Here is a 25,907-nt window from a genome sequence, read left to right on the forward strand (position 1 = left end):
AAAAATTGAAGAGCTAAAGATGCTGATAAGCTCTGACCAAAAGGTAATGTGGATAAGTTACATTTTTCATCTCTAGATGTACGCAAATAATAACTCCACCGGTATAGAGAAGTCACCTAACCCACTGTTGTATGACAGAAGGAACAGGGTAAGCCTGTATTTCCGCCTATATGGCAAGCAAACCGCAAGGAACGCTGATGAAAATGCAGGTAAAGGAAAATGGAGAAAGCGAATGCCATTTTGTAACGAAATGGATAGAATTTGTAACATTAATTCGCGTGAAAACGAGCAGACTTCCATTTGGTCCCTCGTGACAAGAAACTTTGTCAACCACTTAAGGTAGGAAAGCAGATGATTACAAGTAAAACTGTAAGTGCACCTACCAACAGCTCCGAAGCATGGAACCAGTTGCCATGGAAGAAATGCCAAAAGGTTGTTATGAGGCTACAAAGGCGTATTGTTAAGGCTGTTCAAGAAGGAAGATGGAGTAAGGTAAAATCTTTACAACATCTCTTAACACGCTCTTTTAGTGGAAAAGCTTTAGCCATTAAAAGAGTAACTGAAAACCAAGGAAAAACACAGCAGGTGTAGATCGTCAACTATGGTCAACTTACAATGCTAAATTTCAAGGAATAAAGCAGTTAAAACAAAGAGGGTATAAACCTTCTCCGCTAAAACGAATTTATATCAGTAAATCTAATGGCAAAAGAAGACCTCTTGGAATACCCACGATAAAAGATAGAGCCTATTACAAAAGGGTTCGATTTTCTCGGTTGTAATGTACGTAGATACAGCAAGAAATTAATTATTACGCCTTCGAAGGAAAGTGTTAAGAGGTTTCTTAAAAAAGCGCGTGCATTAATAAAAGCAAATATAGGTAGTTCACAAGCTGTAGTAATTAAATCACTCAATCCTCTACTAAGAGGATGGGGAAACTATTACCGTCATGTGTGTGCTAAAAAAGCGTTTAGTAAGATCGACAATGAAATTTGGCATAGTTTATGGAAATGGGCAAAGAAAAGACATCCCCGTAAAGGGTTACGTTGGATAAAGAATCGCTACTTCAAAGTAACGAATCATCGTCAATGGGTCTTTGCTACTTCTGTATGCAAGAACAAACCAAAGGAAATAAGGTTTATGAGCTTACTCAAACTAAGCGATATTCCTATTAGACGTCATATTAAAATCAGGGCGGATGCAAATCCACTTGACTTAAAATGGAAAAAGTATTTTGATAAAAGAGTGAAACGAACAAGAATGTTAGCAAGCTCTTTCTCAAGAGAAGGTTCTCTACTGTTAGTGTCACCACTAAAGATGCTGTTTTCCGAGGAATCATGAAAGACAAGCCGGTTCGAGAAAAGAAGAACTTAGATAAGGGGCTCAAGCGCAGTGCTGGGAAACCTGCATGCTGCGTTTCTAAGGGAGGGAGTAGTAGTAATACTACTTCCTTACCTAACCAGGTCGCTAAAACTAAAGGCTTTGAAAAACGCGCTCAATACTATGCAGCTAAAGCTTATTCAAGACAAGCTGATAAGGGCGATCAATACCATAACCTTAAGGAAATTATCTTCATTGCTATAGCAGATTGTGTACTGTTTCCTAATAAATCTGAGTACAAATCAAAGCATACTATTCGAGATGAAGACACTAATGAACACGATCTAAAAGATTTTTATTTTATATTTATTGAATTGCCAAAATTTCCGAAAACAAAAGAAGATCAGTTAGAAAATATAGTTGAAAAATGGATATACTTCTTTAAATATGCAGATGAGACTAGTGAAGAAGAGCTGGAAAAAATAATAGGTAGTGATGTAATAATTAAAAAGGCCTATGAAGAGCTAAATAGATTCAATTGGTCAGAGAAAGAATTTATTGCCTACGAACAGGAAATAAAACGTATTCTTGATGAACAGGCTGTCCTCGCTCAAAAAATTGATGATGCTACTGAAAAAGGCATAAAAATCGGACATGAAAAAGGCAGAGCGGAAGGTAGGGAAGAGGGCAGAAAAGATAGGGATATTGAAGTCGCAAAAAACCTACTTAAGGCTGGCGTTTCCATTGATACCATCTCCCAAGCGACCGGTCTTCCTAAAGCTGAAATAAAAAAACTTCAGGAAGAAAATACTTTTTAACCATTTTTGTTAAGCTCTTCACAAAAGAGGGATTTCATAGCCCTAAAACATGCTTTATGCCTTTAACTACTGATGTATCGCTTAAGAAGGTATCAGGCTTTTTAGATGGCTCCATTGCAACTACTTTCCTTGAAACACTAGATGTTGGCTGATCTGCAGTCTGCTTTTGTTGTAGAAATACAGTTTCCTTTTTAGCTAAAAACTCTTCTAGATGGCTTTTCACATGAACTAGAAACTCACCAGTTTGTTCAAACTCTGGACAAGCTTCTTTTGCAGATGAGTATAAGGTTTTTGATATTTCAGAGAATTTACCACTTCTTATTTGCCCGGCCACCTTTAAGAATACTTCTACAGGATTAAATTTTAGATTTGTAACTGGTATTCCTGACTCAATAGCAGCACCCTCTAATGCTTGTTCAAATTCTTTTGCAATAGGTAATGCATAAATTTGCGCTTCCTGTTCAGAAATACTCCTTATATCGTTAGAAATATACTTTTGGCCTGTAACTTTTCTTATAAATACATCTAATAAAAGAAGTGTACCATTTGTATCAATACCTTGAGCTGTAATAGCTTTAGAAGGTTGGGAATGCTTCATATCTATAGCTGGCTTAAAAGGAGAAGAGATAAACTGAGGAGGCCAACATTCATGCTCAAGCCCAGAATGGTGCAACACCTTTGCACTTTGCTGCTTCTTATGGTCACTTAGATACAGCCAAGTTTCTTGTGGAAAAAGGGGCTAATATTAATGTTGAAGATAATTATAAAAATACCCCTATGGGTTTAGCTATTGCACAAAACAAGCAAGATATTATAGAATTTTTTAATGTACTATTACCTACTCCTAACTCTAGTCTTGAAGGAGTTTCTACCTGTAGTGGCAATACTAGGTTGCAGAAGTGATTTTTGGGAGCTATTCAAAACCTCATACGCTCAAGGTAAGGAGAAATAGCAGGGAAATAAATATTGAGTTAATAATTTAGAGATTCTTCTTAAGAAATTATTTTCTTGATGATTATGATTTTTTGAATATACACTTTTATGTTGGATTCAAAGAAGACTCAACAATTAGCTGTTCTATATCTTCCACTTTCTCGAGCTTGGTGTTGGGGTTTATGATATTGTACAGCGCAAAGCTCATACACACCAATCCAACTACTCCCACAGCTACTGCTACTGTGACATCGATTTTCAAAACATAAAATACAACACCGCTCACCAATAACGCTGTGCCAACAATACCTGCTACGATTGCCTGTCTTTGCCGTGTTGAGGGTCACAGTGTTGCCAGATCCACTACATGGCTCAGCGAAAGATGGGCTGTCAGCTCTATCAACGGAAGTTGGCTCTACAGTAGTTGAATCATTTTGCACTTCTTCGCTGCTTTCACATATAGGTTGAAGATCTTCACTATTTATATTACATAATTTAGTGTCAGTTTCTGTAGCTTTATCAATTACGTGAGTAGCATCTTTATGCTCTATATTTATTACACTATATTTACATACTTCATGCACTTCCTTACTATTTTCATCTTTAGCTGTAGTAGTTTTGGCTGTTACAACAGTGGGCTTCTGGGTTGCTCTCTTATTAAAAAGTTCTCCGGAGAATTTTAAGATTTCTTCTACAGCCTCACTATTTTTACGTGCTTCAGCATAGGTAAATGGGGTGTAAGTCATTTCCTCGCCATTTGAATGTTTTATCGTTATTCTTTTTTTGACAATCTCTTTCAAGATACCATTTTCCTCAGAGATCTTTAACACTGCTCTAATCATGTCATTGTCTCTACGTGATATAGCATCTGTAAGTATTGTATGAATTTCTTCCCGACCATCTGAATGTTTTGTGGTCATCTCTTCATTCAGAACTTCCTTTAATAGTTTTTGTTTTTTGGCTTCTTCTAAAAGATCTTTTACAGCTTGATTATTTTTATGACTTATAGCATAATGTAGTAGTGATAATGTCTCCTCTCTACCCTGATACTTGTAAGTTATTTTTGCTAAAAGAATCGTGCTTACGTTATAGCTGGATTTTTTAAATATTCCATTTCTGAACCTTCCAGCAATACCTTTCCCTTCCTCTATTTCTCTTGCTAGCTTTTGAATATTCTTTCCATCTTTATTTGTTAACTCATATATATCACATACTAATGTCAGTTTTGACGTTTTCATAATGTTTTTCCCCTATTAAGATTTATTGATTTAGTTGTAGTAGTTGCAGTTGCTCGCTCCATAAATTTGGTGCTCTTTTTCAATCAAAGGTGTCTTGCTGCTTGAAATGTTTTCCTTGTAAAAATTTAGCTTATCTTTTACATTGAAACAGCATTAAGACGATTTGCCTTTTTTTGGATGTAGAAATTTTCTAGGAATTGTCTTCTTGAGTTCTATGGTATTTTGTTTAACATTGAAACAAGAGTCTGTTGTCGTTTAATCTGCACAGATTGAAGATAAATGAATACCTTCAATACCATGATAAGGGGGGCTGGCGGAGTTTGTCAAGTAGGTTTTTTCGTCTCTATTCCCAATAAAAGTTCGTTATTGGTTATGCAGGAAGTCTAATACTGTCGTAAAAGGAAGTTTTCTTGTGCGTGTGAAACTTTTTTTCCAACAAAATGGATCTTCTGAAAAGTTTTCGAGTATATTGTATTTTTAATTTGTAAAATAAGATTTTTCCCTTTTTGCATGTTTCACCTAAAAAGGACACATTTTAGACTTCTTTGTTGAAATAAAACAGAAACAAAAGTGCTGTTTATTGCAGCTTTTGGGTAATTTAATGGTAAAAATTTTAGAGAGAAATTTTACACACAATCGCAGACATTTTTCCTTAAGTTGACGCCATTGAGTGAACGGTTACCTTAATTAGAAGTCTAGCTTTAACTTTAAATGGACTACTCAACCGTGACAGACTTAGCTAAATTTCTTGGACAATCGGCATCTAACCCTTTTTTTGCTGCAGTATAGTAAGCAAGGAATTGCATAGCAACACTATAGATGATAGGAGAGATAAAATTATCAGTGTCTGGAAGTTGCACCACATCTGCGCAAACTCCCCTTAGGAATGGCGCTCCTTGCTTATCACTGAAGGCAATTACTTTGCCTTTTCTTGCAATAATCTCTTGTATATTAGATAGCGTTTTAAAGAATAAACTATCATAAGGGATAATTGCTATAACAAGCACAGTAGAGTCTATTAAAGCAATAGAACCGTGCTTCATTTCTCCCGCTGCAATACCAATTGTATTGATGTATGAAAGCTCTTTTATCTTCAATGCACCTTCCATTGCAACTCCGTATGAACTTCCTCTGCCAATTAAAATAACGTTATTGTGCTCTAATATACTACCTGATATATGTTGTATTTGCATCACATTCAAAACGTGCTCAACATACTCGGGAATAGAATTGATAGCACTGCTTAGCTGTTTTATTCTCTCTCCACCCAGTATACCTTTTATTTTTCCAAGCTCCACGGCAAAGCATGCTAAAGTTGCAAGTTGCGCAGAAAAGGTTTTTGTTGAAGCAACACCAATTTCTGGCCCAGCAAGAGTATGTAACACAATATCTGAGATCTTTTCAATGCTGCTGTTAAATGTGTTAGTTATACTAATGATTGTTTGCTTCTGTGATTTCGCATAACGCAGCGCTTCTATGGTATCTGCAGTTTCGCCAGATTGAGAGATGAATAACCCAATGCTGCCTTCTTCTAGCTTGACGTTGCTATACCTAAATTCTGATGAGATTTCTAGATATACTCGAACTTGAGCGACACTTTCCAGCCAATATTTTGCTATTAGCCCGGCAAAATAAGATGACCCGCATCCAACTATAGTAATGTAACTCCGCTCAGAAAACAATTTTTTGTTGACCTCTTTATATTGCTTGTAAAATTGATTTATTGTTTTGTTTAATGCACGCGGTTGCTCAAAAATCTCTTTTAACATGAAGCTAGGATACCCATTTTTGCTAATTAGAAAATCACTTGGACTACTATTTTCTATACTACGTTTAACTTGTGTACCATTGTTGTATATACTAACTCCACTAGATTTTATCACTGCAATGTCACCATCTTCCAAATACGATATTCTTTCCACAAATGCACTTAAAGCATTAGAGTCAGATGCAGCAAACACTGTGTTACAGTTATAGCCTATTGCTAAAGGCAAATTTCTCTTCGCAACAAATAAGGCATCTGGATATTCTGCAAATAATAAGACCAAGGCAAATGAGCCATGTAAGTTGTTTAAACACTTAAATAGAGAATCAACTGGCGACAATCCTTCATCAAGATATAAGGTTAGCATATTTGGTATGATCTCTGTGTCAGTATCAGTATGGAATAACATTCCCCTTTCTTCTAGACCCTTTTTTAGCAGATTGTAATTCTCAATTATGCCGTTATGAGCAACAACAACATTATTTGTATGAATGGGATGAGCATTTTTAAGGCCTGGAACTCCATGTGTAGCCCAGCGAGTATGTGCTATACCAACTGTACTGTGAGACATCTTGCTTTCATCAACAACTTCATACAATCTTTTAACTTTACCTTCTGATTTTTTGACTTCTATCTCGCCTTCGTTATTTATGATTGCTATACCTGAGGAATCATATCCCCTATATTCCAATTTTTGCAACCCAGTTAGTAAAGTTGGTATTACTGAATCACCGCTACTTACTACACCAAATATTCCGCACACAAATGGATCACCAAATGAACTTTCTTTTAAAGTTATGCAGCATTTTTGCCTTTATCATCTTTTCCCTTTTTACTTTCCTCTGGTGGTTGATTTTTATTCTTTTTATCACTCTTTTCGATTTTGCCTTTTTCAATTGGTTTAGCTGCCACTTTTTGAGTTTCTTTGTTTAAAACTTCAGATATAGCGGACTTTAGGACTTTCACCTCAACTTTTGGTGCTATTTCTATTATAAATTGTGCATTTGCCTCATCAACTTTATTAACTTCACCTATTATCCCGCCAGAAGTAATGACTGTATCACCACGTTTTATTTGATCTATAATTTTTCTATGTTCTTTTAGTTTTTTGTGGTTTGGGCGAATAATAAGAAAATAAAATACCACAAATATTAAAATCAATGGAATAAAACTAGCAAAAGATGCGCCGATACTTGATGCATTGCTAGTTGCATCTGCTGCAAAAACTTCAGAAATGAGCATATTTAATCCTAATTGTTAATGATAAAAACAAACCTATTTAAGTATTAATTACAATACCATGCCATGTCAAGTCTGGTGAAAACGTTTCTAAATACCGGCAATAATATTGCGGATTTTAGATTATGCTAAAACCACTATGGCGGGAGTGATGAGACTTGAACTCACGACCTCATGCGTGACAGGCATGCGCTCTAACCAACTGAGCTACACCCCCCCTAATTTCTTTTTAGCGTTTTCAGGCTTCGACTTTAAAGCTAATAAACATGTTGCCCTTTGTCAATATTTTTTGTTTGCGCTTTGCTGTCTTTTCTATTACTATGTAAATAATTTAATTTCACACATGGCTTGTACAAGTAGTCCCATTAGGGTTATGCCATGGAAGATAAACTATTTGGAGGAATGATATATGACAAATTTGCCTGAAGTCACTGTGCGTGATTTAGCCGAATCTGGTGTACATTTTGGTCACAAAATTAGTCGCTGGAACGCAAAAATGGCTCCATACATATATGGAGTGCATCAAGAAAATCGTATACATATAATTGACTTGCGAAAAACATTACCATTGCTACAGGTGGCCATGAAGGCTTTATATGACGTTGCATCTCAAGGTGGTCGCATTCTATTTGTTGGTACAAAGTTTCAAGCTTTTGATATTATTGCAAGTGAAGCGATTCGTTGTGGTCAATATTATGTGAATCATCGATGGCTTGGTGGTATGCTTACTAATTGGGGCACTGTTTCTTCTTCGATAAAAACCTTGATACAATATGAGAAAATATTAAATGACGAGGATAGCATTTTAACAAAGAAAGAATTGGGGAACATTGAAAAGAAAAAGCAAAAGCTTGATAAGGCGCTTGGTGGTATTAGAGAAATGGGAGCAATTCCTGATATCTTATTCATCATTGATACTAATAAAGAGCATATTGCGGTTAAGGAGGCTAAAAAGTTAGGAATTCCAATAGTTGCAATACTTGATACTAATTCTGATCCAGATGATATTACTTATCTAATACCTGGAAATGATGACTCAAGAAAATCAATAGAGCTCTATTGTAAATTAGCTACCGACTCTATATTAGCTGGAATAGAGTCTAGTCTAGCAAGATCTGGAGTTAAGATTGATAATATAAAAGGTGATGAGTTTATTCAAGAAAAAGAAGATAGTATTGTGCAAACTAAAAGGAAACGTAGTAAAGTTTACAAAGAAGAAGAAAGGGAGGTAGTAACAAATGAAGATGAATCCAGATAATATAAGGGAATTACGTGATAGGACAGGGCTTGGCTTAAGTGACTGTAAAAAAGCATTAGAAGAATGTGATGGTGACATCAAGAAAGCCGTTGATAAGTTGCGTACAATAGGTCTTGCTAAAGCTGACAAAAAATCTGATAGAGTAGCTTCAGATGGGCTCGTTGCTATGTGTTTGACTGAAAATTATGGTGCATTGGTTGAACTCAATTGCGAAACCGATTTTGTTGCAAGGAATGAGAAATTTATAGAGTTAGTTTCAAATTTAGCATCAATTGCTCATCAAGAACGCTGTATCAGCGTTGATGAGTTAAAAAATGCCAAGTATGAAAGCATTGGCACAGTGCAGGAAGCTATTATGAATGGTACGTCAGTTCTTGGTGAAAAGTTAGAGTTGAGCAAGCTTTGTTACCTAGAGACTAAGGATGGAGTTGTTGCTGGTTATGTACACGGTGATGTACGTGGTTTAGGTAAAACTGGCGCTTTAGTTGCATTGCAATCACCCGGTGATAAGGCAAAGTTACAGGAAATTGGAAAACAAATAGCGATGCACATAGTTGCTATGAAGCCTGAAGCTTTGTCTATAGATGATTTAGATCAAATGAAGTTGAAAAATGAACGTTCTATAATTGAAGAGCAAGTAAGGAGCTTAAATAAACCTGAAGAAGTAGCAAAAAAAATAGTAGATGGACGAATGGCTAAGTACTATGAAGAAGTTGTTTTACTAGAACAAAAGTTCATAAAAGATGATAAAATGAAGGTTTCTGATTTTATAAAATCAAGCGAGGTGAGTGCTATTAAATTATCTGATTACAAGTTACTTGTTTTGGGCAGTGCAAACTAAATGGCAAGAAATGTCTTCCTTAGCAGATAAAGTAAAATACTCTAGAGTGTTATTGAAGATCTCTGGTGAAGCTTTGATGGGGTCACAGTCTTTTGGCCATGATATGGGAATAATAAGCCAATTATGCAAAGATATAGCTGATGTTAACAGGCTTGGAGTTCAGGTATGTATTGTTGTTGGTGGTGGTAATATCTTTCGTGGCGCATCTGCGTCTTTAAGTGGCTGTGAAAGAGCAAGCAGTGATTATATTGGAATGCTTGCAACTATAATCAATGCTTTAATTTTACAAAACTTTTTAGAAAAAAATTTAGTAGCTTCTAGGGTATTATCTGCAATACCCATGGCCACTGTATGTGAACCTTACATAAGAAGGAAAGCTATTCGTCATTTAGAAAAAGGTAGAGTGGTAATTTTTGCAGCAGGCACAGGCAACCCATTTTTTACTACAGATACAGCTGCAGCCTTACGTGCTGTTGAAATGAATTGTGATGTTATTCTAAAGGGTACACAAGTAAATGGTGTATACTCCGCTGATCCGAAAAAAAATGAGGATGCTGTAATGTATGATAGGCTTTCTTACACGGATTTATTGACTCGTGATTTAAAAGTTATGGATGCATCAGCAATTTCACTTGCTCGTGAGAATTCTATTCCAATTATAGTTTTTTCTTTGAAGGGAGAAAAAATAGTCAATATTATTAAGGGTCAAGGTACTTATACTATAGTTTCAGATTGTAAACAGTAGGTAATTTATGTTAAATGAAATAAAAGCTAAAACAAAAGAAAGAATGCTAAAAACTATTCAGTCCTTTCATGATGATATTAAAGGCGTACGCACTGGTAGAGCTAGCGCATCGTTGCTTGATGGTATAGTTGTAAATATCTATGGTGGACATCAAAAGTTAAATCAGGTTGCAGGCGTTTCAGTTATAGATAACAAAACCCTATCAATTAAAGTTTGGGATATTAATGTTGTAGGTGAAGTGAAAAATGCTATATTAAATGCCAACTTGAATTTAAATCCTGTTGTTGAGGGCAATACCATACGTATAGCTCTTCCGGATTTAACACAAGAAACCCGTGAAAAATTAGTAAAATTATTGCATCAGTTTTCTGAAAATGCGCGGATTGCCATCAGAAATATACGCAGAGATGTTATGGAAGAAATAGAGAAAATGAAGGGAAATAAGGAGATCTCAGAAGATGATTTTCATGGTGCTAAGAAGGAAATACAAAATATTACTGATGATAATATAAAAAAGATTGATGGTGAATTGTCCATCAAAGAAAAGGATATATTGCATCACTAAGGTAATATGAAAGAAACCTTCAGTAGTGAAAAAGAAAAAATTATATGCAAAGGTGTCATGGAGGTAGTCGACACACAACTGTATGAACGTTGCAATATTGCACAGTATTATACAGTAAATGATGTCATTCCAGTGTCCTCTTTTTTGTCATCCCAGTGCCTTTTTTCCCTGTCATCCCAGTGCGTAACACTGGGATACATCTTATTTTCATCATGGACATTATATGCTCTAAGAATCTGTTATCCATTTCCCTCTTTCCTGTCATCCCAGTGCGTGACACTGGGATACATCTTATTTTCATCATGGACATTATATGCCCCAAGAATCTGTTGTTCATTGCATAATTTGCAAATATTTTTATACTTAGATCCCAGTGTCACGCACTGGGATGACAGGAAAAAGGGCTACTGGGATGACACCTTTCAAGTAGAGATTGCTACTAAATCACTATTTTTGTACAGTGATATGTTAAGCACTCAGATGATATCGGGTGGTTTAGGTGAACTTTAAATGTTGAATCAAGAATCTTTACCGAAACATTTAGCAATTATTATGGATGGTAATGGTAGATGGGCGAACAATCAAGGAAAGGTAAAAATTGATGGTTATAAAAAGGGCAGTGAAGTTGCATACGATATTGCCAAGTATTGTACGGACCTAACCATACCCTACTTAACTTTGTATGCATTCTCTATGGAGAATTGGCTTAGACCCAAAAACGAAACTGACTGTCTATTTGATTTATTTTACTCCGTTTTAACTAATGAAGATAAAGTCAATTTCATTTGCAACTGTAACATTAAGTTGAATTTTATTGGCAATTTAAGTCTGTTATCCAGTAAAATATTGGATCAAATTAAAAAAGTAGAAGAAATGACACATAAGAACGATGGTTTATTACTCACTGTGGCAGTCAGTTACGGAGCAAAGCAAGAAATTACACAAGCTATAAGCAATATTATAAAAGAAAATATTGCTTATGTATCAGAAGAGGAATTTGAAAAATTTCTGTATACTAAAGATCTGCCAAAATTGGATTTATTAATTCGCACTGGCGGCGAAAAAAGATTAAGCAACTTTTTATTATGGCAAGCAGCTTATGCTGAATTGTATTTTTGTGATACTTTATGGCCTGATTTTTCTTGTCAAGATTTGAGTAAAGCATTAGAAGATTATACAAAAAGAGAGAAAAAATATGGTAGATAATAATTTTATAATTAGAATGTTGTCCTCAATAGTAATATTATTCATATTTTCCTTTGCTACATATTTCAGTGATTTATCGTTTTACCTATTGATTTTTTCAATAGCAGTTTTATCTTCTTTTGAATGGTATAATCTAACCCAAGGAAACAAAATTTTATACGTTTTCGCATTATTATTGATTGCACTACCAAGCGCCTCATTAATATATTTATATAACCTACCACAGGGAAAATACGCATTAGTATGGTTCGTCTTAACCATTTGGGGAATTGACATTACTGCCTACCTATTTGGTAAGAATTTTGGTGGAGCTAAAATTTGCCCAATTCTTAGCCCTGGAAAAACTTGGACAGGACTTCTTGGTGCGATTTTAGCTGGAGTAGTGTGCACAATTTTTGGATCAATATTTTTTGGTCTATTTTCAATTTTTTATTCTCCAATCATTGGCCTTGCAATCGCTATTCTAGCGCAACTTGGCGATTTCACTGAGTCGCTTGTTAAAAGAGCTTACGGTGTTAAAGATAGTGGAAGTATGATACCTGGCCATGGAGGAGTGCTCGATCGTATGGATAGTTTCATTTTTACTGCCCCTCTTCTTGCTATTTACATAAGCTAAGTCTGCAGAAGAAACAAAGTGCCATTAGAGGTCATCCCTAGTCAGCTCCCCAACCGCTTCTACAGTACAGTCATGGACAAACGTCTTTTCACAATAAGGGCAGGCTATTTCCTCTTCTTCTCCCATATCTAAATATATTAATGGATGGCCGGAACCCTCATTATTCTCATCACCATGACAACAAACTTTTCTATTATTAACCCTCACTTTTGACATGCTACTCCTTTAGCTTATAACATTTTATATATTGAATATACCCATTCAGAAATAAAAAACAACAAGCACTATTCTCCATTTTTTATCCTATTCAGGTTAATCAATTCGTTTTGAACGCCTTTTGATACAAATTTGCTAACATCTTCTCCTAATCTTGCTATTTCCTTTACAAAACTTGATGAGATAAATTGAGTATCTTCAGAAGCAGGAAGAAATATGGTTTCGATTTCAGGAAGAAGTTTATAATTTACCCAACTCATTTGAAACTCGTAATCAAAATCCGATACTGCTCTTAATCCTCTAATAATAACAGAAGCATTCTGCTCTTTGGCAAACTTCACTAGCAACCCATTAAAAGATATAACATCTGCATCAATTCCTAGCCCTTTGATTTCACTTTCAGCCATGCTTGTGCGTAGCTTTGTGTCAAAGGCAACATGCTTATTAACATTTTCTGCAACTCCTATTATTAATTTATCGACTAGTTTACACGCTCTTTTGATTATGTCAATATGCCCAAAAGTTATAGGGTCAAATGTGCCAGGGTAGATTCCTATTCTGTTATTAATGTTCATCCTTTATTTTTATATAAACTACTTTAAAAACTTTTGATAGACATAATAACATTTTTTATCTAAAAATGAAAGTATACAGTTGGCCTGATAGCTCAGTTGGTAGAGCAAAGGACTGAAAATCCTTGTGTCGCTGGTTCGATTCCTGCTCAGGCCACCTTCTCTTTCTTGGCAAATTTGCCTTTTTGTTATAAAATACTCTATATCGTAATATAAATATTAGAGAGGCAAGTTATGGTGTATAAATATTACAATAAAGTATTTAAGATCTTATTAATTATAGTTCTATTATTAAGCAATATTACTTATGCTGGCGTTAGTGAAAAACCGGCATCTCAACATGTAACCAGAAAAGAAGAACCAGCGTCAACTGCCTTGACGGCAGAAAATACAGTAAATAATGACATAGTTGTTGGTTTGTTGAAAACGGAAGAAGCACATGAGCTTGGGCTATCTCAAAATATCTACGAGATGTTTAATAACTTTGGGGTTAAGACTGTACTGATTGATTATAATAAGATAATTAGCCTTAAAAAAATTCAGACAGAGTCACTTAATCTCGCAAAACAAGATGAAACATTGGCAAAGAAGCTGACATTAGACCGAATAAAAATTGAAGTTGCAAAGTTTATTAAAGAGCACAAAATAAATAGAATATTTATTCCGGATAATTTACACTCAGCACCCACTCCTTGTCGCCAGCTTGTTACTGAAGCAATTGCAAAAATAGTGGATGATAACCCTGCAATTCATTTACTTGGCATATGTGAAGGCATAATGAATGCAAAGGGAATTGAAGTAGTGAGTGTTGTGAGTGATGAAGAGAAGCGAAGATCTCATTTAAAATCAGCATCTAATCCACATAAAGAGGATGCACCTCTCCAGCAGATAAAGATCGTTCCAAACAGTCGTTTAGCGGAATTAGTAGCTAAATTCTTAATACCTAATGAAAATGGCTGGTTTTCAACATATTTTCCAGATGCTCATTCAGGGGCAGTAAGTAATACACCAGAAAATAGAAGAAAATTGGAGTTACTTGGATATAAAGTTGCAGCATTTTCCAGTGATGGGGTAATAGAGGCTATTGAAGATAAGCACGGTAATATTTACTTTCAATGTCATCCAGAAGCTCTTGTTGTAAAATCAGATAAAAACCTCTATTTATCAAATCACAAGGAACGTCAAGTGTCTACACTAGTTGCTATAGCGATTATAAATGATTTTCTTTATCGTGCTTAATGGCTATAGCTTTAGATTTACCAACGATTTGATAAACGACAAATTCGTCATCCCGCTGCTTGTTAGCGGGATCTAGAGATACCGCGGCGGTATGACTTGCATTAGCTATAAAATAGTAGTTTATATAAATCCCATAGCATGCCGAATGAAGCTTTTTTTGAGAAAATTTGAATTTTCAACTGCAATCAAGCCAAGATTTCTTAGTGCTTTAGCGCAGAATATTCTGTTGGAGAACATCCTATTTAATCCATCAGTTGCAAGCGCCATTGTAAAATTATCAAAGTATCTGTTACGTGAAATTTTCTTTAATAAATAACTACTGCCAACATCAATACCAGATGCTTTTGCAGCAACTATGTGCTTTATAACACTTTCTACATCTCTAATTCCAAGATTAAGCCCTTGACCTGCAACTGGATGAATTGAATGTGCTGCATCGCCGATAAGCAAAACTCTACCCTTATATAACTTTTTTGCGAAAACAAAACTTAAAGGATAAAGTTTTCTTTCACCCTCTAATTTTATCTCTCCTAAATAAGAACCAAATCTTTTTTTGAGCTCTATAATAAATTCTTCTTCAGACAGATCCATTAGCATTTTTGAAATTCCAGATTTTTCTGTCCAAACTATCGAAGAAGTATAGCCACCCTTCATCGGTAGAATTGCAGATGGACCGCCAGGAAAAAAACGCTCTACAGCTAAGTTTTGGTGATGCAGTTCATGCTTTACATTAAATACTATGCTACTTTGTTTATAATCAAATTTCACTGTCGGTATAGAAAATAACTCTGGTAGTTTAGAGTTTTTGCCTTCAGCGCAGATAAGTAGCGATGATATTAATTCCTGGTTATTATCAAGAATAACTTCCACATATCCTGAATCACAAGCAATTGTTTTATAGGAATGTGGAGAGTATATATTTAGTTTATTCAGAAAATTATTGTTGATTGCATTCCATATAGTAGCATTGTTAATAACATAACCCATTGGTTCTTCACCAACCATTTTATGATTGTAATGCACAGTAACCGCATCTAATATGCATATATCAAGTATTGGCTCAGCTTCGCTTTCTATAAACTGCCAAATCCCTAATTTTTCCAATATTTTTTTCGAGCCTTGAGAAATAGCAAATGCTCGGTTGTCATCTACTACACGTGGTAGACTATTTTTTTCAATCACAGCTACAGACACAGAGTCACAACTGAGGCCAATTGCAGTAATAAGACCAAGTAACCCACCACCTGAAATGATTACATCATAATTCATTTTATTCACGCTAATTGTAAAATTATATTTTATCTATTTTGAAAATAGTTTAAACAAACTTTGTATACTATGAGTAAAAGACTTTAAGGTTTTCCTATATACAAATTAAGTCTCTTAGAACCTGTCTTGAAAATGGCTAAGCATAGAAGTAATCATATTAGATTTCTTGCATAACCCAAACTAAGTAGAAAAAAGGCAACTCCCCTGTCATCCCAGTAGCCCTCTTCTTGTCATCCCAGTAGCCCTTTCTTGTCATCCCAGTAGCCCTTTCTTGTTAGATTTCTTGCATAACCCAAACTAAGTAGAAAAAAGGCAACTCCCCTGTCATCCCAGTAGCCCTCTTCTTGTCATCCCAGTAGCCCTTTCTTGTCATCCCAGTAGCCCTTTCTTGTCATCCCAGTAGCCCTTTCTTGTCATCCCAGTGCGTGACACTGGGATCTCATTTTACTTTATAATGATGTCATGGAAGTAGCTGACACTGGAATTCAGAAAAAAGGATGATGTCATTCCAGTCTGGAATCCAGCCTTTCCATAATCATCAAAACGTTGTATTTTAACATAAAACAGCTATTTTTATACTTAATAAAATTCCTGGATCCCAGACTGGGATGACACCCTTCTGGTAGACAATGTTCGTACAGTTGTGGATTCATTCGCGGTATAAATTCCGCTAACTAGTAGCGGAATGACGGTTTTTCAAATTATAGGTAAACCTAATCCACTTTAGCTATAACATCTTTAGCAATGTCTTCATAAATCTCTGCCAAATCTTCACTTAGCATTAAAGGATTTCCACAATCAGAAGCATGACATATTTGTGGATCCAGAGGAATCCTGCCTAATAGTTTGATGCCCAGCTCCTCAGATATTCTTTTTGCGCCGTCTTTTCCAAATATGTATATTTCTGAGTCATTTTGAATGAAATAACTCATATTTTCCACAATGCCAATAATCGGTATACTGAGCTTTTTAAGCATATCATAAATTTTGCGAGCATCGATTAAAGAGAGCTCCTGTGGAGTTGAAACTATTATCGCCCCGGTTAAGTTAAAATTTTCCATAAGACTTAAATGCACATCGCCAGTTCCAGGTGGTGTATCAACTATCAAATACTCTATATCGGACCACTTTGTTCCCATGAGCAGATTATAAAGTGCTTTTGTGATCATAGGTCCGCGCCATATTGCTGCACGATCCTTGTCAACAAAATAGCCGATTGAAATAGTATGCAGTCCATACCTTTCTATAGGTATTGCTTTTCCACCCTGTATTTCTGGCTTTAATTTTTCAGTGCTAAGCATTTTAGGAATTGAAGGACCATATATATCTGCATCAACCAGCGCAACTTTATGTTTCAACTTTGCTAATGAGAGAGCAAGATTTAGCGCAACTGTGGACTTGCCCACACCGCCTTTACCAGAGGCCACAACGATTATATTTTTCACTCCTTCGATATGTAATTTAGCTTTTTGTTGCCCAGTTTGTTTTTGACAAGTAGCAACCACGATCACTTTTGTCACCCCCGGTATAGCTTTAACAGCTTGCTCACAATTTCTTCTTAATTCTTCGTTTGCTTGCGTGTTACCGGCAACTTCAAGCGCAAAACCAATGTCCCCGCCTTTAATAATGATTGAGGATATTATGCCAAGAGCGATCACATCTTTACCGCTTTTTTGCTCTATGACTTTTTTTAAGTTCTCTCTTACAATTTCTTCGTTGATCATTAGACCTCTTACATAGCAGATCCCAGTGCGGAACATTTGTTTCGGAAACAGTATGTTAAATGTTATAGCAGGTTTTGCCTAGAACACAAGCCAAGTACTGGTTCACTTTATGACAGTATCATGAAAGTAGCCTCTTTCTTGTCATCCAAGTAGCCCCTTCTCCTGTCATCCAAGTAGCTTGACACTGGTTTACTTTATGATGATGTCATGAAAGTAGCTGACACTGGTTCTTTTTTTCTAGATCCCAGTGTCACGCACTGGGATGACAAAAAAAGGAGCACTGGAATGACAGCAGTCCCACGTCATACCGCGATTCATTCGCGGTATCTCTTAACATAGATCCCGCTAACAAGTAGCGGGATGACGAACGAATATACCGCCACGAACCGTCATACCGCGATTCATTCGCGGTATCTCTTAACATAGATCCCGCTAACACGTAGTGGGATGACGGTTGTCGGTGAACCTAAGTTACTTTAGCTACAAACATTAAGAAATTTACCAAATAAAAAAAAGGCAAAAGAAGCCCCGTGGTTATTATCCGCTTTAAAATATTGGCGTTTTTTATGTTTTAAACGCTTGACAAGCGAGATAGTACGCTGCTACGAAAATTACCTGCAAAAAGAAACCTCTACTCCTTATTCTTTGCCCTTCCTGCACGCTTACGTTCATTTGGATCAAGGAATTTCTTGCGTAAACGTATAGATTTTGGAGTTACTTCCACCAATTCATCATCATCTATATACGCTATCATATCCTCCAGTGTCATTATCTTTGGAGGAGTGAGTTTTATGGCTTCATCACTACCTGAAGCTCTTACGTTTGTTAATTGCTTACCTTTTAGCACGTTTATCTCCAAATCATTGTCACGGCTATGCTGGCCGACAATCATGCCACAATATACCTTATCCTGTGGCTTGATAAACATAATTCCCCTGTCTTGCAAATTGAAAATTGCATACGCCACAGCCTCACCCTTATCTGTAGAAATTAAAACTCCATTGCGCCTTCCAGAAATTGGACCTTTATGTGGAGCATAACTATGAAATAAACGGTTAATTATGCCTGTGCCCCGAGAATCAGTTAAAAACTCTCCTTGATAACCAATTAATCCTCTTGATGGCACTAAAAACGTTAATCTTGTCCTACCATTACCAGAAGGTCTCATGTCAGTCACTTCACCTTTTCGGAAGCTGAGTTTTTCCATGATGATTCCACTATATTCATCATCTACATCAATTACTACTTCCTCTATAGGTTCAAGTTTTTTGCCATCTTCTTCCTTAAATAGCACGCGAGGGCGTGATACTGAAAGCTCAAAACCTTCTCTCCTCATATTTTCAATTAACACTCCAAGCTGTAGCTCACCACGTCCACCTACTTCAAACGCTTCACCACTTGATGCCAAAGTTACGGTAATTGCAACATTTGTTTCTGCTTCTGCATATAAACGATCCTTTATAACGGTTGAGGTAAGCTTTGTTCCCTCTTGTCCGGCAAAAGGTGAATCATTAACACTCAGAGTAATCGCCATCGTCGGCGGATCAACTGGAGTTGAGCTTACTGCAGTTGTAACCTCTGGTACTGCTATAGTGTCAGAAATTGAAGCTTTCTCAAGTCCTGCAATTGCAATTATGTCTCCCGCCACAGCTTGTTCTACTGGAATACGTTTCAAGCCAGAAAATGAGAGCAACTTAGTTAATCTCCCTCGTTCAATTACTTTACCGTCCAGATCAAGTACCTTAAGATCTGAATTGACTTTTGCAACGCCCTGATAAACCTTTCCTGTCAATATTCTGCCAAGAAACTTATCAGACTCAAGTAGAGTGACCAACATAGCAAAAGGGGCATTTTGATCATAAACAGAAGGTTTTATATAATCTATAACCGTTGAAAATAATGGGCTTAAATCTTTTCTTTCATCAGAAAGCTCCTTAGCACACCAACCATTTCTACCTGAAGCATACAACACTGGAAAATCTAGCTGCTCGTTGGTTGCATCAAGGTTAAAAAATAACTCATATATTTCATTTAATACTTCATCAATTCTGCTGTCTGGTCGGTCGACCTTATTGATTATCACAATTGGCTTCAAATTTGCTTTTAGTGCTTTTGACAACACAAATTTAGTTTGTGGCATGGGACCTTCCGCAGCGTCAACCAGCAGCAACACACCATCTGCCATGCACAATACCCTTTCTACTTCTCCACCAAAGTCTGCGTGCCCTGGCGTATCAATAATATTGATTTTTTCATCACCCCACATTATTGATGTGCATTTTGCAAGTATTGTAATTCTGCGCTCACGTTCTTGGTCGCCACTATCCATAACTCGCTCTTGAACTTCTTGATTCTCACGGAACGTGCCACTTTGTTTTAACATGTTATCAAGCAAAGTAGTTTTACCGTGGTCAACGTGTGCGATTATTGCTATATTACGGATCGATTTAAATTCGTTCATTTTCTATCATTTCAAAATTAATTTAGTAATAAGTATACATAAAATACACTTGGAGTAAATAACTAAAGCTGTGTATAAGTGCTGTGTTTCCAAGATATTATAGGATTACTTTGTTAAATATTCTCTACTCCCAGGTTTTGTTATGGGTAGTTGTTTTAATTCACTTGGAAGTTCTTCCTCGCTGTAGTTTTGGATGTTCAGTTCAATCAAAGATATGACAGGAAAAGGCAGTTTCGTTTCACTATTCCTCTTTATTAGAGAAGCTTCAGCAATGACTTTACCTCCCTCCCCTTCTGCACATTTCACTGCTTCAAGTGAAGATTTGCCTGTGGTTATCACATCCTCGATAAGTAATATTTTCTCACCCTTTTTGATCTTAAATCCACGGCGTAATTCAAACTTGCCATTAACGCGCTCGCAAAACATTGTCTTTATTCCAAGCTGCCTGCCAATCTCATAACCTACAACTATTCCGCCAATTGCAGGAGATAATATTAAATCTATGGAGCTATTTAATTCTTTTTTTATTTTATCTGCCAGTAATGCGCAAACTTTCATGGCTCTGCTTGGATTTTCAAAAATTTTAGCGCATTGTATATATGTATTGCTATGCAATCCAGAAGATAAAACAAAATGCCCATGCAAAATTGCTTCTGCTTCTTTAAATTCTTTTATTATTAGGTTGTTTTCGTCTAATATCATTTTTTAAGTTTCACTATTACATTCTTTATTAATTATCTGAGTGATACAAATATCAGACCACACGTTTATTGCAGTTTCAAACATATCGATGATTGTATAAATAGGCAAAATCAGTCCCATAATATGCAGAGGAACATTCATCGACATGAGATAACTGGTTGCCATAAAATAGCACCCCATCGGCACTCCAGCGTTACCAATTGCTGCACTAGTTGCTAAAAAAATCCATATAAACATTTCGCTTAAGGAAAATGCGCATCCATTCATCTCTGCAACAAACATTACAGTGATTAGTATAAATGCAGCACATGCATTCATATTAATTGTTGTGCATATTGGTAAAATAAAGGACGACAATTTCTTTGGCACCTTTAGCTTATTTTGCACACAGTCTATAGTTGTTGGCAATGTTGCACTGGATGATTTAGAAAAAAACGCAAGTGTGAGTGCCGGCATAACCCCTTTCAGCGTTTGAATTGGTGATATGCCTTTATACCACATAAGTAGCGGTAAAATCAGAAATGCCTGCACAAAATTTGCAGACATTATGCAAACAAAATACCATAAAAGACTGTAGAACTCGCTACCACCTTTTAATTCGTGCAAAAAACATGTAATAAAAGACCACACAGCAAGTGGAACAAGCTTTAGTAACCCCTGAGCAATTTTAAGTAACGTATCGAAAAGTGCAGAGAATATTTGATGTAATATGTCCTGCTTTTCTTTTGAAAGTGAAACAATAGCTCCACCCATCAAAAAAGCGATCAATATGCTACCAATAACGTTATTTTCAAGAAAAACTTGCACAAAATTCGAAGGAATGAGTGATTTTAAGTATGAAAAGTAACTGTAATTGTTATTATCCAAACTTCCTATCGTGTTACATATGAAATTTTTTTTCACTGGGTCTATTAGCAGGTAAAACAATAATGCAACAAACGCAGCTATAATAGTTGTAAGCAGCGTATAAAATAGTGTTTTCTTAACTAAGGTTTTAATTTCGATTGAGTCTTTAAGTCCTGAAATTGTGGAAACTATTGATAGAAAAACTAAAGGTAAACTTATTAATTTCAACAAACTAACAAATATGTCACTAAACAGCTTTGCTATTTCAAATATAATCTCACTGTTTAAATAGTAAGCAACTATTGCAAACAGTATAGAAAAGAGTATTGCAAACTTGTGCATTGAAAATAAAACTTCAAAGTAACATTATACAACAATTTTGCTGTTTTGGAATCAGATTGATAGACAAAATAACTTTACAAATTAGGAAAAGATAAGAGGATGCGTTTATTCGGAGACAGTAGACTTCTTGCATAACCCAAACTAAGTAGAAAAAGGTATCATCCGAGTAGTTGACACTGGTTCCTTTATGACGGCAGTGCCCAGATACTGGAATCCAGCCTTTCTGCAATCTCATCGAAAACGTTTTTCTATGCTAGTTTGCTTGTGAGCAAGCAAACTTTCCTGGATCCCAATGTCTGGGCACTGGGATGACACCCTACTTAACCGTCATACCGCGATTCATTCGCGGTATCTCTTAACATAGATCCCGCTAACAAGCAGCGGGATGACGATTGTCGTTTAGCCATAAATATTAAGAAATTTACCGAATAAAAAAAAAGGCAAAAGAGGCCCCATGGTTAACTAGTTATTTATATGTACTTCAAAATATTGGCGTTTTTTTTCTAAACGCTTAATAACCGCGATTCAGCCGCTTTTAAATGCGACTAACCTAAATTACAAACATTAAGAAATTTACTAAGTGGAAAAAAAGGCAAAGAAACCCTAAGGTAGCTAGTATTCAAATTCTCCCTTGTCTATTTGACGTCTTTTGCTGTCTTAAACGCTTTATAAGCGCGTTTCGGCTTGTATAGGTAGAAACCTAAAAGTTTTATAAAAACATGAGGTGCACATAGTGCAAAAAATTAAGCATGACTTACGCCAAATACATTAAGTTTTTTTGTTATTAATCCACTGCAGAGATTGCGAAGGTAAATAATTAGCTTCAGTTTCATGATAAGGGAGCTGGCGGAGTTTGTCAAGGAAGTTTTTCGTTTCTATTCCCAATAAAAGTTTATTATATGGTTATGCAAGAAGTCTAGTGGAATTGGCTAATATTTCTTAATTTAAATTCAGGTGCACTTAGCCCATTCTGGTGATAACAAATTGGAACAGATAAGGTATGATAACTAACTTTTCTGTGAGTATATAGTTTTGCCAGACACAACAGTACGTACCACGTGCCCTTTTACTTTGCGCCCATCGAAAGGGGAATTCTTTGATTTACTAGCAAAGTTGTCAGTTTTAATTTCCCATTCATGATTGAGGTCAACTAAAATTAAGTCTGCAGCAAGGTTTTTTTGTATACGACCACGTGATACGTGTATTATATCTGCAGGCTTATATGTCAATTTTGCAAGCACATCAAGTAGACCCATTTGCCCACTGTGGTAAAGTTCAAGTGAAAGGGGCAGCATTGTTTCAAGGCCAACAATACCAAATGCAGCATTTTCAAGTGGAAGATCTTTAGAATTACGATCATGCGGAGCGTGATCGGTTGCAATGCAATCAATCACACCTGTCTTTAAACCTTCAACCATAGCTAAACGATCTTCTTCAGTGCGAAGCGGCGGGTTCATTTTTGCAATTGCTCCATGTTGTTTTACTATATTTTCAGTCAAAGTGAAGTGATGAGGGGTTACTTCACATGTAACATTTAATCCCAAATCTTTCGCACGTTTAATAGCATCAAGTGAATCTTTTGAAGAGACATGTAGAATATGGTAGTGCACATTTTCCATATCTTTCATGAGCAGTATATCACGATTTACCATAACCGATTCTGACGCACTCAAGATTCCCTTTACTCCCAATTCTTCAGAAATTTTACCTTCGTTGATTGCACCACCTGCTGATAAATTTAAATCTTCTGCATGTTGAGCAATAGGAACACCCAGCATACTTGAATAAAGCAGCGCCTGTCTCATAATCATTGGGTTCATAACTGGCATGCCATCATCAGTGAACCCAACCGCACCTGCTTCCTTTAAAAGTGCCATTTCAGTCAACTTTTCTTCCGAAGTGGTAATTTTAGCGTAAAATTCAACGTTTACATGTGAAGTTTCAAGTGCTCTATATTTCAAATATTTAGCCAAAACAACGCTATCAATTGCTGGAACAGTGTTCGGCTGACAAACTACAGTTGTAACGCCTCCCGCAGCTGCAGATTTGCTGCCTGTATATATAGTTTCTTTATGTTCTTGGCCTGGTTCACGAAAATGTACGTGAATGTCAATAAGGCCTGGCATTAGAACAAGCCCTTTACAGTCTATTGTTTCATCGACCCCACTTGTTGAAAATAATGATTCACCAAAGTCAACAATTTTATCCCCTTCAGTCAATAATGAACCTTTTATATCAAGCTTAGTTTCGGGATCGATAACACGAGCATTAATATATGCAATTTTATAGCCTTCCTTTTGCCCTGTTTGCAGCAAATTCCAAGTTTGAGTCATTATATTTGAGTATCGATTATAAAATAAATCTAAAGTTTTTTTAACAAAATACAACCAAATAAAAACGCAGACTAAAGTTGCGAGAGCTGTCTTGAATTAAAATTGTCCCAAAAATTTGGCTCTTATAACCGAGTTACTTCAGTTTTAACGTTAATATGAAAAACTCTTAGCTCTGTTGAAGGATTTTCCAGTTGAATATCTAGCTCATTCTGTATGTTCGATAAACAAATCAAAGCTGAGTCAAAATTTTCATCACACTGCTTCGCTTCATGCATACCATCGATTATTTCCTCTAATTCTTCCACATCATCCATTTCTTGCGGCGCACTTTTTAATATCGCTTTTATTTGGTTTAAATTTTGACGAATTTTCTCCTGATATCCAGCAATTCTCTCTTGATATATATCAATTATTTTTTGACATGCGTTGCCTCTAAATGGATGTTCTTTTTTCTCTTTTATGTAAGAACTTTGAAAGTCTTTACAGTTAAGGATTGCTTCTCTATGTTTTTTTATGTCATTAATTGCACTGACTATCGACTTATCTATTTTCTTCAAATTTTCTTCCCGTCCTTCTCTTTTAATTATACTTTTGGATTCATTTTTCATTTGGTTCATTTTGTCATACAGGTTTCTGCATTCTTTGTAAGATACCATTGGTTGTAATATTCCTTCTTCTACACCTTTATTGTAAAAATTCTTCAACTCATTACTTGATAGTATTGTTATAGCATCTTCCCTTTTGCCTTGTGATTTAGGATACTTTTTATTCAATGAACTAACATGATTTAACAAGAAATCTTTAACTAGCTCTTCCTTTTTAACTTCAGCTAATTTTTCTAGTGTTTCTATATATTTCAGAACTTCCGCAAAGAGCTGTCCACCAGATGGAGCAAATCCTTGAAGTGGTTTACTCTGAGCTTTATAAAAATCGGTTTGTAAAAAATCTTCAGCTTGTTTTTTTATTACTGAAAGTTCATTGAAGGCTTTTTCTGGATTGATTTTTCTCAAAATACCAACAGTTTTTCTAATCGCTTTTTCTCTCTTTTTATTATCTTGCTTTTCATTTAATATCAGATGTTCAGTTTTGGTAAAAGCATTACCTTGATCACTCTTTGCAATGTTACAAACGATGTTTTTTACAACTTTTTCAGTTGCTGCATAATCTATTTCTTTTGCAAAGCAGTCAACAAATGATTGCCAAACTTTTTTATTAACAAGCTTACTTGTCTTATTTTCAAAATCTTCTCTACTTTTGAATCCTAAAATAGTATAGAGATTTTTTTCAACTATTGGTTCGGCATGTTGTTTTGCCACTTTACCTTTTATATTGAATGGAAATTTACTAATCTTAGTTGTACCCACAATGTTACCTCAATATTAACGCTATCTATAAAAGTATAAAGATTTAATATTTAATTTTTAATTAATACTAGCACAGCTAACTACGGGGGCATTATGCTAGCATCAATAGCAAGCGTCAATTAACACTTTAACTTCTAACTTGTCATCAGTAATATTGTTTATATAAAAACTATAATTTTTTATGCCTGAACTTGGGAATATATTGCTACTCATAGCCTGCTTATTGTCTTTGACATATTTGTTTTTACCGCTTAGTTCTTGTCGGTTTATTACCACTGCCATATTTTTTTGTGTATCA

The 25,907-nt window shown here is 35.7% G+C and carries 28 protein-coding genes, 2 tRNA genes and 1 pseudogene; 14 read left to right on the plus strand and 17 right to left on the minus strand.

The window, feature by feature from the left end; genetic code table 11:
- Positions 1 to 170 precede the first annotated feature (170 nt).
- From AAGD68_RS03590 to AAGD68_RS03605, 4 genes are all read left to right on the plus strand, one after another.
- Positions 171 to 314, plus strand: a complete 144-nt coding sequence (locus tag AAGD68_RS03590) for a hypothetical protein (RefSeq protein ID WP_265016318.1) — start codon at positions 171 to 173, stop codon at positions 312 to 314.
- A gap of 37 nt (positions 315 to 351) precedes the next feature.
- Positions 352 to 591 (plus strand): reverse transcriptase N-terminal domain-containing protein, encoded by a 240-nt coding sequence (locus tag AAGD68_RS03595; RefSeq protein WP_253309103.1) that lies wholly within the window; start codon positions 352 to 354, stop codon positions 589 to 591.
- A 216-nt stretch (positions 592 to 807) separates the two neighbouring features.
- On the plus strand, positions 808 to 1,338 hold the full coding sequence (locus AAGD68_RS03600; protein WP_264688481.1) for a group II intron maturase-specific domain-containing protein: 531 nt from the start codon (positions 808 to 810) through the stop codon (positions 1,336 to 1,338).
- On the plus strand, positions 1,335 to 2,135 hold the full coding sequence (locus tag AAGD68_RS03605; RefSeq protein WP_265044933.1) for an Rpn family recombination-promoting nuclease/putative transposase: 801 nt from the start codon (positions 1,335 to 1,337) through the stop codon (positions 2,133 to 2,135). Before AAGD68_RS03600 ends, AAGD68_RS03605 begins: the two co-directional genes overlap by 4 nt.
- Positions 2,136 to 2,169: 34 nt before the next feature.
- On the opposite strand, the gene AAGD68_RS03610 is transcribed toward AAGD68_RS03605, so the two are convergent.
- On the minus strand, positions 2,170 to 2,811 hold the full coding sequence (locus tag AAGD68_RS03610) for a latrotoxin-related protein (protein WP_265016784.1): 642 nt from the start codon (positions 2,809 to 2,811) through the stop codon (positions 2,170 to 2,172).
- Positions 2,812 to 2,813: 2 nt separating this feature from the next.
- On the opposite strand from AAGD68_RS03610, the gene AAGD68_RS03615 reads away from it, so the two are divergent.
- A complete protein-coding gene (locus AAGD68_RS03615) occupies positions 2,814 to 3,038 on the plus strand; it encodes an ankyrin repeat domain-containing protein (RefSeq protein WP_253309672.1) in 225 nt (74 codons plus the stop codon).
- Between the two features lie 158 nt (positions 3,039 to 3,196).
- Here AAGD68_RS03615 and AAGD68_RS03620 read toward each other — a convergent pair whose 3' ends face one another.
- The 5 genes and pseudogenes from AAGD68_RS03620 to AAGD68_RS03635 all read right to left on the minus strand — a co-directional run bounded on the left by AAGD68_RS03620 (position 3,197) and on the right by AAGD68_RS03635 (position 7,527).
- A complete protein-coding gene (locus tag AAGD68_RS03620; RefSeq protein WP_265044935.1) occupies positions 3,197 to 4,306 on the minus strand; it encodes a hypothetical protein in 1,110 nt (369 codons plus the stop codon).
- 375 nt (positions 4,307 to 4,681) lie between these two features.
- Positions 4,682 to 4,818 (minus strand): annotated as a pseudogene (locus AAGD68_RS06770) (IS4 family transposase); the annotation flags it as partial.
- 204 nt (positions 4,819 to 5,022) lie between these two features.
- Positions 5,023 to 6,834, minus strand: a complete 1,812-nt coding sequence (gene glmS, locus AAGD68_RS03625) for a glutamine--fructose-6-phosphate transaminase (isomerizing) (protein ID WP_253309670.1) — start codon at positions 6,832 to 6,834, stop codon at positions 5,023 to 5,025.
- A gap of 32 nt (positions 6,835 to 6,866) precedes the next feature.
- Positions 6,867 to 7,313, minus strand: a complete 447-nt coding sequence (gene yajC, locus AAGD68_RS03630) for a preprotein translocase subunit YajC (RefSeq protein ID WP_253302548.1) — start codon at positions 7,311 to 7,313, stop codon at positions 6,867 to 6,869.
- A 137-nt stretch (positions 7,314 to 7,450) separates the two neighbouring features.
- Positions 7,451 to 7,527, minus strand: a tRNA-Asp gene (locus AAGD68_RS03635).
- Between the two features lie 192 nt (positions 7,528 to 7,719).
- On the opposite strand from AAGD68_RS03635, the gene rpsB reads away from it, so the two are divergent.
- The 7 genes from rpsB to AAGD68_RS03670 are packed head-to-tail and all read left to right on the plus strand — an operon-like array spanning position 7,720 to position 12,541.
- Positions 7,720 to 8,568 (plus strand): 30S ribosomal protein S2, encoded by an 849-nt coding sequence (gene rpsB, locus AAGD68_RS03640; protein WP_253309669.1) that lies wholly within the window; start codon positions 7,720 to 7,722, stop codon positions 8,566 to 8,568.
- Positions 8,549 to 9,409 (plus strand): translation elongation factor Ts, encoded by an 861-nt coding sequence (gene tsf / locus AAGD68_RS03645; protein ID WP_264732175.1) that lies wholly within the window; start codon positions 8,549 to 8,551, stop codon positions 9,407 to 9,409. Before rpsB ends, tsf begins: the two co-directional genes overlap by 20 nt.
- A 10-nt stretch (positions 9,410 to 9,419) precedes the next feature.
- Positions 9,420 to 10,154, plus strand: coding sequence for a UMP kinase (pyrH, locus tag AAGD68_RS03650; protein ID WP_182182811.1), 735 nt, complete (start codon positions 9,420 to 9,422; stop codon positions 10,152 to 10,154).
- A 7-nt stretch (positions 10,155 to 10,161) separates the two neighbouring features.
- The gene (frr, locus tag AAGD68_RS03655; RefSeq protein WP_164224746.1) at positions 10,162 to 10,719 is read left to right on the plus strand and encodes a ribosome recycling factor; all 558 of its coding nucleotides are present in this window, start codon (positions 10,162 to 10,164) and stop codon (positions 10,717 to 10,719) included.
- 6 nt (positions 10,720 to 10,725) lie between these two features.
- Complete coding sequence (locus AAGD68_RS03660; protein WP_264688263.1) at positions 10,726 to 11,229, plus strand: hypothetical protein; 504 nt, start codon at positions 10,726 to 10,728, stop codon at positions 11,227 to 11,229.
- Entirely contained in the window at positions 11,230 to 11,925 is a 696-nt protein-coding gene (gene uppS / locus AAGD68_RS03665) for a polyprenyl diphosphate synthase (protein ID WP_341814122.1), read from the plus strand.
- Entirely contained in the window at positions 11,915 to 12,541 is a 627-nt protein-coding gene (locus AAGD68_RS03670; RefSeq protein ID WP_253309667.1) for a phosphatidate cytidylyltransferase, read from the plus strand. The genes uppS and AAGD68_RS03670 overlap by 11 nt, the downstream gene beginning before the upstream one ends.
- A 24-nt stretch (positions 12,542 to 12,565) precedes the next feature.
- Here AAGD68_RS03670 and AAGD68_RS03675 read toward each other — a convergent pair whose 3' ends face one another.
- Together AAGD68_RS03675 and coaD are read right to left on the minus strand one after the other, a co-directional pair.
- Positions 12,566 to 12,757: a zinc-finger domain-containing protein gene (locus tag AAGD68_RS03675; RefSeq protein ID WP_253309666.1), complete on the minus strand. Its 192-nt coding sequence runs from the start codon at positions 12,755 to 12,757 to the stop codon at positions 12,566 to 12,568.
- 68 nt (positions 12,758 to 12,825) lie between these two features.
- Complete coding sequence (gene coaD, locus AAGD68_RS03680; RefSeq protein WP_253309665.1) at positions 12,826 to 13,332, minus strand: pantetheine-phosphate adenylyltransferase; 507 nt, start codon at positions 13,330 to 13,332, stop codon at positions 12,826 to 12,828.
- 81 nt (positions 13,333 to 13,413) lie between these two features.
- Here coaD and AAGD68_RS03685 point away from each other — a divergent pair.
- Positions 13,414 to 13,486: transfer RNA gene (locus AAGD68_RS03685), tRNA-Phe, on the plus strand.
- 80 nt (positions 13,487 to 13,566) lie between these two features.
- A complete protein-coding gene (locus tag AAGD68_RS03690) occupies positions 13,567 to 14,568 on the plus strand; it encodes a gamma-glutamyl-gamma-aminobutyrate hydrolase family protein (RefSeq protein WP_264688494.1) in 1,002 nt (333 codons plus the stop codon).
- A 120-nt stretch (positions 14,569 to 14,688) separates the two neighbouring features.
- On the opposite strand, the gene ubiH is transcribed toward AAGD68_RS03690, so the two are convergent.
- From ubiH to AAGD68_RS03735, 9 genes are all read right to left on the minus strand, one after another.
- On the minus strand, positions 14,689 to 15,837 hold the full coding sequence (ubiH, locus tag AAGD68_RS03695) for a 2-octaprenyl-6-methoxyphenyl hydroxylase (RefSeq protein ID WP_265044941.1): 1,149 nt from the start codon (positions 15,835 to 15,837) through the stop codon (positions 14,689 to 14,691).
- 713 nt (positions 15,838 to 16,550) lie between these two features.
- Positions 16,551 to 17,561, minus strand: a complete 1,011-nt coding sequence (locus tag AAGD68_RS03700) for an Mrp/NBP35 family ATP-binding protein (protein ID WP_265044944.1) — start codon at positions 17,559 to 17,561, stop codon at positions 16,551 to 16,553.
- 250 nt (positions 17,562 to 17,811) lie between these two features.
- Positions 17,812 to 17,985, minus strand: coding sequence for a hypothetical protein (locus tag AAGD68_RS03705; protein ID WP_341814123.1), 174 nt, complete (start codon positions 17,983 to 17,985; stop codon positions 17,812 to 17,814).
- Positions 17,986 to 18,192: 207 nt separating this feature from the next.
- On the minus strand, positions 18,193 to 20,022 hold the full coding sequence (gene typA, locus AAGD68_RS03710) for a translational GTPase TypA (RefSeq protein WP_265044945.1): 1,830 nt from the start codon (positions 20,020 to 20,022) through the stop codon (positions 18,193 to 18,195).
- A gap of 105 nt (positions 20,023 to 20,127) precedes the next feature.
- Entirely contained in the window at positions 20,128 to 20,724 is a 597-nt protein-coding gene (gene pyrE / locus AAGD68_RS03715; protein WP_253309661.1) for an orotate phosphoribosyltransferase, read from the minus strand.
- Positions 20,725 to 20,727: 3 nt separating this feature from the next.
- Complete coding sequence (locus tag AAGD68_RS03720) at positions 20,728 to 21,912, minus strand: dicarboxylate/amino acid:cation symporter (protein WP_264732084.1); 1,185 nt, start codon at positions 21,910 to 21,912, stop codon at positions 20,728 to 20,730.
- A gap of 1,007 nt (positions 21,913 to 22,919) precedes the next feature.
- A complete protein-coding gene (locus tag AAGD68_RS03725) occupies positions 22,920 to 24,245 on the minus strand; it encodes a dihydroorotase (RefSeq protein ID WP_264688260.1) in 1,326 nt (441 codons plus the stop codon).
- Between the two features lie 122 nt (positions 24,246 to 24,367).
- Positions 24,368 to 25,609 (minus strand): hypothetical protein, encoded by a 1,242-nt coding sequence (locus AAGD68_RS03730; protein WP_265016776.1) that lies wholly within the window; start codon positions 25,607 to 25,609, stop codon positions 24,368 to 24,370.
- 102 nt (positions 25,610 to 25,711) lie between these two features.
- Positions 25,712 to 25,891 (minus strand): hypothetical protein, encoded by a 180-nt coding sequence (locus tag AAGD68_RS03735; RefSeq protein WP_253302580.1) that lies wholly within the window; start codon positions 25,889 to 25,891, stop codon positions 25,712 to 25,714.
- Positions 25,892 to 25,907 lie beyond the last annotated feature (16 nt).

Source organism: Wolbachia endosymbiont (group A) of Machimus atricapillus (assembly GCF_964027095.1).
Taxonomy (GTDB): domain Bacteria; phylum Pseudomonadota; class Alphaproteobacteria; order Rickettsiales; family Anaplasmataceae; genus Wolbachia.

Coding starts and splice junctions, on each gene's coding strand:
- pyrH (WP_182182811.1), top strand. CDS start 9,420: ATGTCTTCCTTAGCAGATAAAGTAAAATACTCTAGAGTGTTATTGAAG.
- coaD (WP_253309665.1), bottom strand. CDS start 13,332: ATGAACATTAATAACAGAATAGGAATCTACCCTGGCACATTTGACCCT.
- ubiH (WP_265044941.1), bottom strand. CDS start 15,837: ATGAATTATGATGTAATCATTTCAGGTGGTGGGTTACTTGGTCTTATT.
- AAGD68_RS03620 (WP_265044935.1), bottom strand. CDS start 4,306: ATGAAAACGTCAAAACTGACATTAGTATGTGATATATATGAGTTAACA.
- AAGD68_RS03700 (WP_265044944.1), bottom strand. CDS start 17,561: ATGATCAACGAAGAAATTGTAAGAGAGAACTTAAAAAAAGTCATAGAG.
- AAGD68_RS03735 (WP_253302580.1), bottom strand. CDS start 25,891: ATGGCAGTGGTAATAAACCGACAAGAACTAAGCGGTAAAAACAAATAT.
- AAGD68_RS03595 (WP_253309103.1), top strand. CDS start 352: ATGATTACAAGTAAAACTGTAAGTGCACCTACCAACAGCTCCGAAGCA.
- uppS (WP_341814122.1), top strand. CDS start 11,230: ATGTTGAATCAAGAATCTTTACCGAAACATTTAGCAATTATTATGGAT.
- AAGD68_RS03605 (WP_265044933.1), top strand. CDS start 1,335: ATGAAAGACAAGCCGGTTCGAGAAAAGAAGAACTTAGATAAGGGGCTC.
- AAGD68_RS03670 (WP_253309667.1), top strand. CDS start 11,915: ATGGTAGATAATAATTTTATAATTAGAATGTTGTCCTCAATAGTAATA.
- AAGD68_RS03675 (WP_253309666.1), bottom strand. CDS start 12,757: ATGTCAAAAGTGAGGGTTAATAATAGAAAAGTTTGTTGTCATGGTGAT.
- yajC (WP_253302548.1), bottom strand. CDS start 7,313: ATGCTCATTTCTGAAGTTTTTGCAGCAGATGCAACTAGCAATGCATCA.
- frr (WP_164224746.1), top strand. CDS start 10,162: ATGTTAAATGAAATAAAAGCTAAAACAAAAGAAAGAATGCTAAAAACT.
- pyrE (WP_253309661.1), bottom strand. CDS start 20,724: ATGATATTAGACGAAAACAACCTAATAATAAAAGAATTTAAAGAAGCA.
- AAGD68_RS03660 (WP_264688263.1), top strand. CDS start 10,726: ATGAAAGAAACCTTCAGTAGTGAAAAAGAAAAAATTATATGCAAAGGT.
- AAGD68_RS03590 (WP_265016318.1), top strand. CDS start 171: ATGGCAAGCAAACCGCAAGGAACGCTGATGAAAATGCAGGTAAAGGAA.
- AAGD68_RS03725 (WP_264688260.1), bottom strand. CDS start 24,245: ATGACTCAAACTTGGAATTTGCTGCAAACAGGGCAAAAGGAAGGCTAT.
- rpsB (WP_253309669.1), top strand. CDS start 7,720: ATGACAAATTTGCCTGAAGTCACTGTGCGTGATTTAGCCGAATCTGGT.
- AAGD68_RS03705 (WP_341814123.1), bottom strand. CDS start 17,985: ATGTTAAGAGATACCGCGAATGAATCGCGGTATGACGGTTCGTGGCGG.
- AAGD68_RS03720 (WP_264732084.1), bottom strand. CDS start 21,912: ATGCACAAGTTTGCAATACTCTTTTCTATACTGTTTGCAATAGTTGCT.
- typA (WP_265044945.1), bottom strand. CDS start 20,022: ATGAACGAATTTAAATCGATCCGTAATATAGCAATAATCGCACACGTT.
- tsf (WP_264732175.1), top strand. CDS start 8,549: ATGAAGATGAATCCAGATAATATAAGGGAATTACGTGATAGGACAGGG.